Source organism: Kitasatospora sp. NPDC001660, from assembly GCF_053596725.1.
In genome coordinates this window covers 135,891-149,403 of sequence record NZ_JBSFGU010000006.1, presented here as the reverse complement: position 1 = coordinate 149,403, position 13,513 = coordinate 135,891, and the positions used below count along the sequence as shown (strand labels likewise).

Here is a 13,513-nt window from a genome sequence, read left to right as displayed (position 1 = left end):
ATGCGCCAGCGCGGAAATGTGTTGCGCCCTGGGGCGGTTGGGGTCGGTGGGGTGGTTCTGGCGATGCTGCTGAGCGCCTGCGCGGGCGGCGGTACAGGCGGTTCCGTCGATCGTCTCGGGACGGGTGGGCCGAGCGTCGCGGGAGTGAACCCGCTCACTCCTTCCGGTGGTTCCGTAAACGCCACGATCGCGCCGACCACCGGTCCGCAAGGAGCCGCGGGACGACTGGCCCTGAGCACGTATCAGGACTGGTGGCGGGCCCAGGCCGAGGCATTCGGCCGAACGGATTCGGACGGAATCGCTCTGGAGGCGTACTCCTCCGGCAAGGCGCTCGCCGACACGCTGGTCGGACTGCGCCAACTCCACGACGCCAAACTGGTGATGACCGGAGCGCCGCGCAATTCCGCCGTCGTGACGGCGGTCGACCTGAATGCCGATCCGCACACCGCCGTGATCGAGGACTGCCTCGACGTGTCCGACTGGCACCGGGTCGACGCCGCCACGAAGGCCGCCCGGGAACCGGTGGGGCGGGTCGGCCGGTACGTGGCGACGGCGTCCCTGCGCTGGTTCCAAGCACGCTGGTTGATCTACGACTTCAAGCGGGAGGCGGACCGGACATGCTGAACTCCGCAAAACCGGCTCGGCGATTCGCGATCCTCGCGCCATTGTCGGCGGGGCTGCTGCTGACCTCGGCGGCCGCTTCGGCGATCGCGGACGAAACACCGGGCGGCGGCGCCGAACAATGCGCCCCGAATGTGATCTGCGGCGATGTCCACGGCGGGGGAGGCACGTCCACCGGCGGCGCAAGCGGCGGTGGGGGTGGCGGCAACAGCGGCGGCCCGCTGCTGTGCAGCTGGAACAACCACGAATGGCCTTGCCACGACCCGGAGATGGGCTGGTTCAACAACGGCGACGGCTGCTACTACCGCACCGTCGACAAGCCGGCCGACGACCCGGCGTGGAAGGGCCACAAGCCGTCGGAAGGCTCGCTGTACCTGCCCTCCTGCCCGCAGGCGGGCGGGGGGTGGGCCCCGGCGGAAATCGAGTTCCACGCCGACAACCCGGCCCCGCCGCCGCCGGACCCGAAGGCGATGGCCCTGGAGATCAAGGACCACATGGCCTTCCCGGCCCTCGGGCCGTCCGCCGCCCCGCTCGGCACGGCCGTGGTGAAGTCCCCGGTGTGGCTCTGGGTGACCGGCCACCAACCGCCGCAGCCGATGTCCCTGACGCTCCGGGGCGTCACCGTCACCGTCACGCCCAGGCTGACCGATGTGGTCTGGAACTTCAGCGCGAGGTACTCCCTGACCTGCGACAAACCCGGGACGCCGTACGACCCGGGCTACGGCGGCGCCAAGTCGCCCGACTGCGGCTTCGAGTTCCCGACCGGCTCGGCCGGCGAGCCCGGCGGCGCGTTCACCGTGAATGCCACGGCGAACTGGGTCGGCGAGGTCACCGTCACGGGCCTGAACACCAAGAAGTTCGAGATCCCCATGCCGCAGACCGCCACCTTCGAGCTCAAGGTCGCCGAGGTGCAGGTCCTCAACTGACCGCCCCCGCGCGGCAGCACGGCCACTGACAGCAACGACCGACGACGAGCACGACGACACGCGAAAGGCCGGAACCCGGTGGAGAACCGTACGTACGCGACGCCGGGACCCGGCACACCCGCAGGCGCCGCGGTGTCCGTGGCCGTCCCCGAGCAGGCTCAGGGCCACGGCCAGGGCACGGGCAAGGGGAAGGGGAAGGGTGGCAAGGGCCGCACCGCGCCGCACGCCCCCGCCCGCACCCTGCGGGCCCGGCGCCGCCGCCCGGCGGTGCTCGCCGTGTCCATCGCGCTGATCGCCGCCGGCGGGCTCGGCGGCGCGGTCCTCTACAACAGCACCGGCCAGCGGGTCGCCGTGCTGGCGCTCGCCCGGGACGTCCCGTACGGGCAGGTGATCACCGACGACGACCTCGTGGTGGCCCGGATCGCCTCCGACCCGGCGCTGCGCCCGGTGTCCGCGCAGGACCGCTCCGGCGCGGTCGGCCTGCGGGCCGCCACCGACCTCAAGCGCGGCGCGATGCTGACCAAGGGCGACCTCGCCCAGTCGCTGGCCGTGCAGCCCGGGCAGATCGTGGTCGGAGTGTCGGCCCACCGCAGCCAGCTGCCCGCCACCCGGCTCCAGCCGGGCATGCAGGTCGTCCTCGTGTACACCCCCGACAACGGGCGGCCGGACTCGCTGACCGCGACGGTCATCACGGTCGGCCGCCCGGACACCGACGGCAGCCTCGTCACCGACGTGGCCGTCGGTGCGGCGGACGGCACCAGGCTGGCGCAATGGGTCGCGAGTGGGCGGATCCAGGTGCTGCTCGCGCCGCGCGCCGCCGCGGGGGAGACGCCTGCGGCCGGCGGGGCGTCCACCGCGGCTCCCGCCGCTCCCACGGTTCCCGCCGCTCCCATGGTTCCTGCCGCTCCCGCGGTTCCCACGTCTCCGGCGGCAGGTGCCCCTGCCGCGGGGACGCCGGCGCCCGGGACCTCCGCGACCGGGGCTCCGGCCGCCGGCACCCCGTCGGCCGGCGCGAGCCGCGGGGCAGGGGCGGGTGGGGCCTGATGGCGGTGATCGCGGTGGCCGGCGGCCCCGGCGCGCCCGGTGCGACGACGGCTGCACTGGCCCTGCTGCTCGCCTGGCCGCTCGTGCCCGGGCGCCGGATCGTGCTCGTCGAGGCCGACCCGGACGGCGGCGCGGTCCTCGCGGGCGCCCTGGAGGGACGCGTCGAGGCGGTGTACGGGCTGCGCAACCTGGCCGTCGCCGACCGGCGCGGCCTGCTCGCCCAGACGCTCTGGGAGCAGCTGATCGACCTCTCGCCGGACGGCACCGCCGAGCGGCTGCTGCTGCCCGGCCTGACCGACCCGGCCCAGGCGCCCGGCCTCGCCTACACGTGGGAGCCGCTCGCCGAGGTGCTGCACGGGCTCGAACCGCAGGGCTACGACGTCATCGTGGACCTCGGCCGCTCCGGCGCCACCGGCCCGAGCGCCGTGCTGGCCCGCCGGGCGGACGTCGTCGTGGCGACCGTGCGGACGACGCTGCGCGGGCTGAGCGCGGCCAGGCCCCGGCTGGCCGCGCTCGCCGAGGACCTGGCGACGGCCGGCACCGGGGCGGACGCGCTCGGGCTGCTGCTCGTCGCGGAGGGGCCGTACTCGGGGACGGAGGTGGCGCGCGAGTTCGGCCTGCCGGTGCTCGGGCTGCTGCCGCACGCGGTGCGCACCGCGCGCGTGCTCTCCGACGGCGGGGACATCACCGACCGGCGGTTCATCCGTTCGGAGCTGATGCGGACGGCGCGGTCGGCTGCGGACGAGGTGCAGCTCGCGGTGAGCCGCCGTCGCCAGCGGCTGGCGCCCGGGCGGACGGGGCCACAGGCGCCGCAGGCGTCGGTGGCACCGGTGGCGGGGCCCGCCGCCACACCTGCGCAGATCACGCCGCCGGGGGCGTCGGCCGTGGCGCCCGCGGTGGCGCCCGCCGCGGCCGCGGCGGCCGGCGTGCCCGCGGCGGCGGCCATGACGGCGCCGTCGGGGTTCGAGGGGGAACAGCTGCCGTACGCCCAGGCGCAGTTCCAGCCTCCGCCGCAGCCGCCCAGGCAGCCGCAGCCGGTCGCGCCGGTGATCGTCACCGGCCCGGTCGCGCCGCTCGCCGGGCTCGCGCCGCAGCCGGCCGCGCCCGCACCGTTCCCGGCGCACGTCCCGCAGGCGTACGGGCAGCAGGTCCCAGAACAGCACGTCCAGGAGCCGTCCCCGCACCAGGAGCAGCAGCCCCCGGTGAACGGCCGGCCCCACGGCCCCGGGGAGGTGCTCCGTGCGCGGTAGCCCCCTGCACCAGCGACCGTCCGCCGACCCGGCCGCCCTTCCGTGGTCGGGCCCGCTGCCCACGACCGGCCCGGTCCGCCCGCAGCCCGTGCCCCAGCCGGCGCCACAGCCCGTTCAGCAGCCGGCGCCCGCGCACCCGTACGCGGCGCCGCCCGCCACGCCCACCGCCGTCCCGACCCAGCTGCCCTCGCTCGACGTGCGCGGCGCTGCTACCCGGCCGGCCGTCGACCCGCGGGTCGCGCGCGAGCTCAAGCGCCAGGTCGCGGCCGAACTGCACCAGCAGATCACCCGGTTGACCTCCGGCACCGGCACCGAGCCGGACCGCGCCACCCGCCGCCAGCGCGGCCGCGCGCTGATCGAGGAGGCCGTCGCCCGCTGGTCCGACGCCTACGCGCAGACCCACGGCATCCCGCCCACCCGGGAGCAGGACCGCGCGCTCGCCGAGGCCGTCTTCGACCTGCTGTTCCGCGCCGGGCGGCTCCAGCCCTACCTGGACGACCCGGAGATCGAGAACATCCTGATCAACGGCTGCGACGACGTCTGGGTCTCGCGCGTGCACCAACCCCTGCGCCAGGTACCGCCGGTGGCCGACAGCGACGCCGAACTCGTCGAGCTGCTCCAGGACCTGGCCCGCCAGCACGGCGGCGGCGAGCGCAGCCTCTCCACCGCCAGCCCGACCCTCGCCCTGCGCCTGGAGGGCGGCATGCGCCTCCAGGCGCTCACCGAGGTCACGCCTCGCCCGTACGTCGCGATCCGGCGCCACCGGGTGGCCTCCGCGACGTTGCCCGAGATGGTCCAACTCGGCACCCTGGACGCCACCTTGGCAGCTTTCCTGGCGGCCGCCATCCGGGCCAGGAAGAACGTGATGATCACCGGCACCCAGGGCGTCGGCAAGACCAGCCTGCTGCGCGCCATGGCCGCCGAGATCCCGCCGGACGAGCGGATCGGCACCCTGGAGTCGGAGTTCGAGCTCTGGCTGCACACCCTCGGCCACCTGCGCCAGGTCGTCCCGATGGAGGCCCGCGAGGGCAACGGCGAGCGCGTCGAGGGCCGCCTGGCCGGGGAGTTGACGATCGGCGACCTCATCCCGGCCGCGCTGCGGATGACGCTCTCGCGCATCATCGTCGGCGAGGTCCGCTCCGGCGAGGTCGTCCCGATGCTGCGCGTCATGACCAACGGCGAGGGCGGCTCGATGTGCACGCTGCACGCCCGCGGCCCGCACATGGTCGTCGACCGCATCGCCGAACTCTGCCTGGAGTACGGCTCGCACATGACCGACGCCCTCGCCTACCGCCTCACCGCCAACGCCCTGGACCTGATCGTGCACGTCGCCATGGTCGACGAGACGGCCGTCGGCGGGCGCCGGCACCGCTTCGTCTCGCACGTCCTGGAGGTCACCGGCCTCGGCGAGAGCGGCCGGCCCGCGCTGAACACCGTGTTCGGCCCGCGCCCGGAGCTCGGCGAGCCGCGCGCCGTCCCGCACACCCCGCCGCAGTGCCTGGACGACCTGCGCCGGGCCGGCTTCGACGCCTCGCTCCTCGGATCCCGGTACGGGAGCTGGAGCGCCCCGCTCCAGCTGCGGATCGGCGGTGGCGCCCGATGATGCTGCTCTTCGTGCTGTGCGGGCTGCTGGTCGCGGGTGGCGTCGTCGCCCTGGTGCTCTGGGCCCGCGGCAGCGAACCGGCGCCGGAGGAGGACGGCGGCGAACAGGAGAACCCGCTCGCCACCCGGGCCCACGTGCTCTGGTACGGCGCCCCCGGCACCGCCCCCGCCCGGATGGTCCGCCTGCGCCGGATCCAGCTGCCGCTCGCGCTCATCGGCGCGCCGCTCGGCTGGCTGTTCACCGGCATCCCGCTGACCGGCCTGCTGGTGCCGCTCGCCGTGTTCGGCCTGCCCTGGCTGTTCGACACCACCCGCTCCGACACCCACCGGATCGAACGCCTCGAAGCACTCTCCGAGTGGACCCAGCGCATCGCCGACGTGCTGCTGCTCGGCGTCGGCCTCAACCAGGCCATCGTCACCAGCCGCCGTACCGCCCCCGCCGCCCTGGAGGAGGAGATCGGCGAGCTCGCCGCCCGCCTCCAGGCCCGCTGGCGGCCCGAGGAGGCGCTGCGCGCCTTCGCCGACAGCCTCGCCGACGCCACCGCCGACAAGGTGCTCGCCGCGCTCGTCCTACGAGCCGGCGACAGCGGCCCGGGCCTCGCGCGCGCGCTCTGCGACATGGCCGACTCGGTGCGCGAGGAGGTCCGCCAGCGCCGCGCCATCGAGGCCGACCGCGCCAAGCACCGCACCACCATCCGCTGGCTGGTCGGCATCATCACGCTGGTGACAGTGGTCGGCGCGTTCAACACCGACTACACCCGCCCCTACAGCACACTGGTCGGCCAGGCCGTGCTCGCCGTCGTCGCCGCGCTGTTCGTCGCGATCATCGCCTGGATGCGCGCGCTCGCCGCCCACCCGCCGGTGCCCAGGCTGCTGGTGGCCGACCGGCGCAGCCGCACCGGCCGCCGCCGGGCCGCGCCCGCCCAAGGCGCCGACGAGGGCACGGAGTTGCTCGGGGAGGCCCGATGATGTCCCCGTGGTCCGTCCTGGCCGGCGCCGTCGCGGCCGGCGGCGTCGCCCTGCTGATCGCCGAACTGCGCCCGGCGCCACCGGATTTGCGCCAGGCCCTGGACCGGCTGCACCGCGCCCCCGCCGATCGCCCCGAGGACCCGGACGAGCGCCCGCGCTGGTACGACCGGATCGGCGAACGCTCCGTCGCCCTGCGCGGGGTGCGCGTCCCGCACCGCGAACTCGCCCTGATCGGCCGCACCCCGGCCCGCTTCATGGTGCACAAGCTGCTGTTCGCCGTGATCGGCCTGATGCTGCCCGCCTACCTCGCCGCGGTCCTCGCCGTCGTGGACGTCCAACTGCCCTTCGCGATGCCACTGGTGGCCGGACCGCTGCTGGCCGCGCTGCTCTGGTTCGTCCCCGACGCCATCGTCAGCGGCGAGGCCAAGGAGGCGCGCACCGAGTACCTGCACGGCATCGCCGCCTACCTCGAACTCGTCGCGCTCGAACGGGCCGCCGACTGCGGGCCGGCCGAGGCGCTGCGCCGGGCCGCCTCGGTCGGGCGCGGCACGGTGTTCCTGCGCATCCGCGACGCCCTCGACCGCGCCGCCACCGACCGCCTGCCGCCGTGGGCCGGGCTGGACGCGCTGGCCGCCGAACTCGGCCTCACCCCGCTCCAGGACGTCGCCGACATCATGCGGCTGTCGGGCGTCGACGGCGCCGCCGTGTACGACACCCTGCGGGCCCGCGCCAAGGGCCTGCGGGGCGAACTGCTCGCCGAGGACCTGGCCCGCGCCAACGCCGACAGCGAGCGGATGGTCGCCCCGGGGTCCGCGCTGACCCTGCTGATGACCGTCCTGATCGTCTTTCCCGCGCTCCACCAGATGCTCGCCTGATGCCCGCCCGACGCCCGTCGGACGGGCCGGCCCGCCGCCCGCCCCGACACACACCTCACCACACCCCCGGGAGAACCCGATGAATCACCTGGCCGTCCGGCTCAAACACCTGGCCGGGCTGTTCCTGCGGCCCGTGCTCCTGCCCGTCCAGTTCGCGGTGCTGCTGTTCACCTTCCGGCTCGGCCGGCTGCGCGCCGCCCGGGCCCGCGGCGACCGGGGTGCCATCAGCATCGAACTCGCCCTCGCCGTCATCGCGTTGGTGGTCGTCGCGGGCGCGGTCGCGGCGGCGCTGGTGTTCCTGCAGCAGAAGGTGACGAAGAAGGTCGAGGAGGACCCGAAGTACCCGGGCGGCGGTGCGGCGACCCCGTGAGGCATCCCGCCCGTCGCCGCGGCGACCGGGGAGCGATGAGCCTGAGCCTGGCCATCGTCTTCCCGGTCGTCCTGCTGCTCCTGCTGCTGGTCGTCCAGGCCTCGCTGTGGTGGTACGCGCGGCAGGTCGCGCTGACCGCCGCCCGCGAGGGCGTCGAGGCCGGCCGGACGCAGGGCGTCGCGGACGACGCGGCGAAGGACGCGGCGGCGCGCGCGCAGGCCGAGGACTTCCTGCACCGGCAGGGCAGCGGCTCGTACCGGGTGAGTACCGACGGAAGCACGCAGCAACTGGTCAGGGTCACCGTGCAATTGACTCCGACGCTGCTGATCCCCGGCCTGTCGGCGCCGCACATCACCCAGTTCGCCGAGGCGCCGCGCGAGCGCTTCGTCCCGCCGGCGGGCGCGCCGTGAGCGGGCGTTTCCCGCGCTCACGGGGCCGGACGTTCGGCTTCCGGCGGCGGCCGGACGGCGGCGGGGTGGCCGTGGAGGCGGCGATCGTCGCGCCGTACGTGGTCGGGCTGGTCCTGATCGCGATCGCGGCGGGGCGGCTGCAGACCACCTCCGGCACGGTCGAGGCGGCCGCCCGCTCGGCCGCCCGCACGGCCTCGCTCGCGCGCAGCTTCGACGGGATGGAGGAGCCGGCGAAGGACACGGCCCGCCGGCAGCTGAAGCAGCAGGGCGTGTCCTGCCGGAACCTCTCGGTGGCCGTCACCCCGGGGGAGCTCGACCTGCCGGGCGGCGCGGTCGCGACCGTCAAGGTCCGGGTGGTGTGCGACGTCGGGCTGGGCGACCTGCTCGGCGGGCTGTCCGGGGTGCCCGTGACGAAGACCCTCGTCGGCGAGTTCACCTCCGTGGTGGACCGTTACCGGGGCGCATGACAGCGCATGACAACAGGTGGTCCGGATCCGGGGATTGGGGACGGCCCGCGCGGGGGAGACGCAAGCGGAGAGCGCTCGGGCGATGACGGAACGGGGCCGAGCGGCGCCCGGCGGGGGGCCGGGAGACGAACAGCCGGGACGAACAGCCGAGGGGCGAACAGCGGTGCGAAAGCCCGAGGGGGTGTGAAGGTGCGTGCACGTGTGGGGGCCCGGGGGGCGCGGCCCGGTGGAAGACGGTCCGGCCGACTGCGGCCCGGGCCCGTCCGGCTTCGGCCCTGGCGCTCCGATCGCGGCGCGGTCTCGCTCTTCGTGGCGATCTGCGCCGTCTACCTGGTGTTCGTGATCGCCATCGTCGTCGACGTCGGCGGCCGGCTGCGGGTCGCCGAACGCACCGACGCCTACGCCCAGGAGGCCGCCCGGGTCGGCGGACAGCAGCTCGACCAGGCCGCCGTCCTCCAGGGCAAGGGCATCCAGGTCAAACGGGAGTACGCCGAACAGGCCGCCAACGCCTACCTCGGGCTGTACGGCCTCAAGGCCGCCCGGGTCGACTTCTCCGCGGACGGCAAGGTCGTCACCGTCACGGTGGAGAGCGACTTCCGGCCCGTCCTGCTGGGCGAGTTCGGCGAGCGGAAGGTATTGGGCAAGGGGAGTGCCACCCTCGTCCACGGAGTCGAGAAAGCGGAGACCGACTGATGGCCGCGCCACGTGCCAAGGACCAGGCCCGACCCGCCCCGGACCGCCCCGCCCCGGACCAGGCTCGAACCGCCCGGAGCCACAAGCGGGTCCCGCAGGTCGCCGCCCGGCGGGCGCCCGGCGGGCGCGGCCGCGCCGGGGCCGTGATCACCGCGCTCGCCGCGCTGGTCACCCTGGCCGCCCTGCTGCTGGGCCTGCCCGCCCTCCTGCTCTACGGGACCCGGGCGGTCGCCGCGATGGGCGACGTCGCACCGGACGGCATCGGGCAGGCGCTCACCAGTGCGGACGACGGGCGGCTGTTCCTGTGGCTGCTGGTCGTCGTCGGCTGGCTCGCGTGGGCCTGCTTCGCGTTCTCCGTCCTGCTGGAGATCCCGGCCCAGCTGCGCGGGCGGATCGCCCGCCGCATTCCGGCGTTCGGCTGGAGCCAGCGCCTCGCGGCCGGACTCGTCGGCTCGGTGCTCGCGCTGCTGCCGGTGGCCGGCTCGTCCTTCGCCGCCGTCCCCGAGCGGCCCCAGGCCGCCACGGTCCCGGCCCAGTTGACGGCCAGCCTGCAGCGTGCCGCCCTGCCCGCGGCGCAGGCCGCACCCGCCCTCGCGCCCGCCGCCGAGCAGCACCCCACCTACACCGTGCGCGACAGCCGGCCCGCTGACAGCCTGTGGTCCATCGCCGAGCGGCAACTGGGCTCGGGGGAGCGGTGGGTGGAGATCGCCAGGCTCAACGACGGGCGGGTGATGGAGGGTTCGGGCGTCCGCTTCGATGCCGAACGGCCGATCCAGCCGGGCTGGGAGCTCCTGATGCCGGCCGACGCGAAGCCGGACGAGGCCAAGTCGCCGGCTCCGACGCCCGCTTCGTCCCCTTCCTCTCCCCCGTCCTCTTCCTCTCCGGCTCCCGCGTCCTCTCCCGCACCCGCGCAGACGCCGCAGGCGGGGACGGACGGCTCGGGTACCCCTGCTGCCGGCGGGCACGGGACGGTGACCGTCAAGGAGGGCGACACCCTCTCCGCCATCGCCCAGCGCGAGTTGGGGGACGGCGACGCGTGGCCGAAGCTCTTCGACGCGAACAAGGGCGCCCAGGCCCCGGACGGCGAACGCCTGACGGACCCGGACCAGCTGGTGCCGGGCATGGTGCTCACGGTGCCCGGGGCCGCGCCTTCCACCGCACCGGCGCCCGCGCCCGCCCAGACCCCCGTCCCGGCGCCCGATCCGGCGCCGGCCCCCGCGCAGCAGCCGCCCGCGCCGTCCGCCCCGGCGACCCAGCCGCCCGCCACCCAGGCCCCCGCGCCGACGCCCGCGCCCACGCCCACGCAGGCCCCGGCCACGCCGGCGCCCGCGCACGCCCCGGGCAGCACGCCCGCCTCCGCCGCCCACGCCGACCAAGCGGCCGGCGACGACTACACCGTCGCCCTCGCCGCCTCCACCGTCGGCGTGCTGCTCGCCGCCATCATGATCGGCACCGTCGCCCACAAGCGCGGCACCCAGTTGCGCGCCCGCCGCCCCCGGCACCGCATCACCATGCCCGAGGCCGAGGCCGCCTCCTTCGAGAACGAGCTCAAGGCCCGTCAGGACGACGCCGGCCTCGACATGCTCGACCGCGCCCTGCGCACCATGGCCCGCAACACCGTCCGCGGCGGCAAGCGTCTGCCCGCGATCATCGCGGCCCGGATCACCCCCGGCCACACCGTCGAACTCCACCTCTCCGGTCCGGCCGCGCCCATCGCGCCCTTCCGCGCCGCGCACGCCCCCAACGTGTGGTGGTGCAGCCCGGACGCCGGCGACCTGCTCAACGCCACCCAGGCCCGCAAGACCGCCGCCCCCTACCCGGCCCTGGTCACCCTCGGCACCGCGCCCGACGGCTCGGTCGTCCTCGTGGACCTGGAGACCGTCCGCCTCCTCCACCTCTCCGGGCACCCCGACGACACCCGCGACGTCCTGCGCACCCTCGCCATCGAGCTCGCCCACAGCCCGCTCGCCGACCGCCTCCACCTCCACCTGGTCGACCTCGCCGAGGAGGTGCCGATCAGCGGCCCGGCCGCCGAACGCGTCCACCGCCACCCCACCCTGGAGGCCGCGCTCGCCGCCCTCGGCCCGCGCACCGCCAAGGCCCGCGCCACCCTCGTCGCCGCCGAGGCCACCAGCCCGCGCGACGCCCGCGGCCGCGGCCAGGCTGACGAGTCCTGGATCCCGGAGATCGTGCTCTGCGCCCAGCAGCCCGGCGGCGGCATCCCCGCCGAACTCGGCCGCCTGCTCGACGCCCGCCCGCGCACCTGCGTCGCCGTCGTCACCCGCGCCCCCGAGCGCGGCACCGGCCCGGTCGCCCGCTGGACCCTCCCGACCTCCGGCCAGGCCGCCATCCCCGGCCTGCACCTCACCGTCGAGCTCCAGCGGCTCACCGGCGCGCAGTACGACCAGATCACCGAACTGCTCCGGGCCGCCGACGACACCACCCAGCACCCGGCGCCCGCCTGGACGCTGGACGGCCCCGGGACTGACGACCCCGACGACCCCGACAGCCCGGACGACTCCGACACGGCCGAACTGCCGTCCGCCGTACCCGTGCTGGCCACGGTCGGCGCTCCGGCCGAGGACAGCCCGGACGGCCCGGACGGCCCGGACGGTGCCGGCGCGGGGGCCGGGGCGCGGGCGCTCACCCGGGTCATCGGTACGGGCGCGAGCCCGTTCGCGAGCACCGACCCGACGGCACCGACGGCCGGTACCGGGCGGCACGCCGTCAACGGGCTCGGGCGCAAGGCGGTGACGGGGCAGGCACCTCCGGTCGGACCGGTTGCTCCGGTCGGGCCCGCTGCCCAGGTCGTTCCGGTGGAGCAGGCCGGGCAGGCCGGTGCCGTGGAGCAGGCCGGGCAGGCCGGTGCCGTGGAGCAGGCCGGGCAGGCCGGTGCCGTCGAGCAGGCCGGGCAGGGCTCCGGCGATGAGACGACCCGGGGCCTGCGCGTGCCGGGACCGGCCGCCGTCGTGCTACCGGTCCAGCCGGTCGCCCCTGCGCCGGCCGCGCCGCAGCCCGTGGTTCCACCCGCACCTGCGGTCCCGCAGCCCGCCGCCGAGCCCGTGCCGACCCACGACCCGGCGCCGGCGCCCCCCGGCGCGGCCCCGCGCGTGCCGGCCCGTCCGGAGCCGGGCCCGGCCGCCACCGCCCCGGTCACGGCCACCCCCGCCACCGGCCGTACCGACAGTGACGACCTCCTCGCGATCCTCCGCTCCCCGGAGGCCCACACAGCCCGCAACGCGCCCCGGATCCGCCTGCTCGGCCCGGTCGACGTGGCCGGCGCCCTCGGCACCGTCGAACCCGGCGCCCTGTCCCGCCTCACCGAGCTCGCCGCCTACCTCGCACTGCGCCCCGGCGCCGACCACAACGCCCTCGACCACGACCTCCACCCCGGTGCGGCCCACCTCGACCCGCACCCCACCGCCGCCGATGCGAAGAGCCCGCTCCCCGGCAAGATCGCCGACCTCGCCGCGTGGCTCGGCGCCACCCCCGAGGGCCGCGCCTTCCTGCCCGCCGACACCCCCGACGGCTACTCCTTCGCCCCGGCCGTCACGTGCGACTGGGACGAGTTCCGCAGCCTCTACCGGCGCGGCATGCGCAGCACCAGCGCCTCGGCGGACGCCGCCCTCGCGCACGCCCTCGCGCTGGTCCGCGGCGCCCCGTTCGCCGAGGCACCGCCCGCCTCCTACGGGTGGGCCGAGGCCGAGCGCCAGGACATGATCGCCGCCATCGTCGACACCGCCCACGAGCTGGCCGCCCGCCGCCTCCAGTACGGCGACCACCGCAGCGCCGAGGCCGCCGTCTTCCGCGGCCTCGCCGTCGCCCCGGACGTCGAGCTCCTGCACCGCGACCTCTTCTACGCCTACGCCTCCGCCGGCGCCCGGGACCAGCTCCTGCGCGCCGTCAACCGCCTCGACGCCCTGAGCCGCCGTACCGGGCGCGAGCTGGACGCCGACACGGTCGCCCTCCTGCGCGACCTCCTGGCCGGGTCCTGATCCCGGCCCTCCGACGGCGGGCTCGCCCGCCGTCGGAGGGGGTGTCACGCCGTGTCCGTCCGGGCACAGTTCGATCACCGCGCCGCCGGAATCCGCACACGACGGGGGAGTGCCGTGGTGGTCCTTCGCGCGTCCCCGCCAACATGGCTGCTCGGAGGTGGAGTTGACGATCGCCGGGCGGGCCCGGAGCCGCCCGGTGCGCGGATCGGCGACCCGGCCTGGATCGGGTGCGCGGGGATCTCGTAGGGTGGCCGAAACGGGAGTGGTGCCGGGCACCACGCGCAGGGGCAT

General features: G+C 76.0%; 12 protein-coding genes. All 12 read left to right on the top strand.

Translation table 11 applies throughout. The features are described 5' to 3' along the window. Positions 1–63 precede the first annotated feature (63 nt). The 12 genes from ACWCXH_RS09205 (at position 64) to ACWCXH_RS09150 (ending at position 13,222) form a co-directional block, all read left to right on the top strand. On the top strand, positions 64–624 hold the full coding sequence (locus ACWCXH_RS09205) for a hypothetical protein (protein ID WP_449800723.1): 561 nt from the start codon (positions 64–66) through the stop codon (positions 622–624). Beyond that, positions 618–1,547 carry a hypothetical protein gene (locus tag ACWCXH_RS09200; RefSeq protein ID WP_449800722.1) on the top strand — a complete coding sequence of 310 codons (930 nt, stop codon included), beginning with the start codon at positions 618–620 and terminating at the stop codon, positions 1,545–1,547. The genes ACWCXH_RS09205 and ACWCXH_RS09200 overlap by 7 nt, the downstream gene beginning before the upstream one ends. A 78-nt stretch (positions 1,548–1,625) precedes the next feature. Further along, positions 1,626–2,591, top strand: coding sequence for an SAF domain-containing protein (locus ACWCXH_RS09195; protein ID WP_449800721.1), 966 nt, complete (start codon positions 1,626–1,628; stop codon positions 2,589–2,591). Continuing rightward, positions 2,591–3,841 (top strand): hypothetical protein, encoded by a 1,251-nt coding sequence (locus ACWCXH_RS09190; RefSeq protein ID WP_449800720.1) that lies wholly within the window; start codon positions 2,591–2,593, stop codon positions 3,839–3,841. The genes ACWCXH_RS09195 and ACWCXH_RS09190 overlap by 1 nt, the downstream gene beginning before the upstream one ends. Next, positions 3,831–5,444: a CpaF family protein gene (locus tag ACWCXH_RS09185; protein WP_449800719.1), complete on the top strand. Its 1,614-nt coding sequence runs from the start codon at positions 3,831–3,833 to the stop codon at positions 5,442–5,444. Before ACWCXH_RS09190 ends, ACWCXH_RS09185 begins: the two co-directional genes overlap by 11 nt. Next, positions 5,441–6,412 carry a type II secretion system F family protein gene (locus ACWCXH_RS09180; RefSeq protein WP_449800718.1) on the top strand — a complete coding sequence of 324 codons (972 nt, stop codon included), beginning with the start codon at positions 5,441–5,443 and terminating at the stop codon, positions 6,410–6,412. Before ACWCXH_RS09185 ends, ACWCXH_RS09180 begins: the two co-directional genes overlap by 4 nt. Beyond that, the gene (locus ACWCXH_RS09175; protein WP_449800717.1) at positions 6,409–7,287 is read left to right on the top strand and encodes a hypothetical protein; all 879 of its coding nucleotides are present in this window, start codon (positions 6,409–6,411) and stop codon (positions 7,285–7,287) included. The genes ACWCXH_RS09180 and ACWCXH_RS09175 overlap by 4 nt, the downstream gene beginning before the upstream one ends. Positions 7,288–7,366: 79 nt before the next feature. Further along, positions 7,367–7,657: a hypothetical protein gene (locus ACWCXH_RS09170; RefSeq protein WP_449800716.1), complete on the top strand. Its 291-nt coding sequence runs from the start codon at positions 7,367–7,369 to the stop codon at positions 7,655–7,657. Between the two features lie 35 nt (positions 7,658–7,692). Beyond that, the gene (locus ACWCXH_RS09165) at positions 7,693–8,067 is read left to right on the top strand and encodes a TadE/TadG family type IV pilus assembly protein (RefSeq protein ID WP_449800715.1); all 375 of its coding nucleotides are present in this window, start codon (positions 7,693–7,695) and stop codon (positions 8,065–8,067) included. Next, complete coding sequence (locus ACWCXH_RS09160) at positions 8,064–8,534, top strand: TadE/TadG family type IV pilus assembly protein (RefSeq protein ID WP_449800714.1); 471 nt, start codon at positions 8,064–8,066, stop codon at positions 8,532–8,534. The genes ACWCXH_RS09165 and ACWCXH_RS09160 overlap by 4 nt, the downstream gene beginning before the upstream one ends. A gap of 309 nt (positions 8,535–8,843) precedes the next feature. Continuing rightward, on the top strand, positions 8,844–9,227 hold the full coding sequence (locus ACWCXH_RS09155; RefSeq protein WP_449800713.1) for a hypothetical protein: 384 nt from the start codon (positions 8,844–8,846) through the stop codon (positions 9,225–9,227). Then, the gene (locus ACWCXH_RS09150; protein WP_449800712.1) at positions 9,227–13,222 is read left to right on the top strand and encodes a LysM peptidoglycan-binding domain-containing protein; all 3,996 of its coding nucleotides are present in this window, start codon (positions 9,227–9,229) and stop codon (positions 13,220–13,222) included. The genes ACWCXH_RS09155 and ACWCXH_RS09150 overlap by 1 nt, the downstream gene beginning before the upstream one ends. The last annotated feature ends 291 nt before the right edge of the window (positions 13,223–13,513 follow it).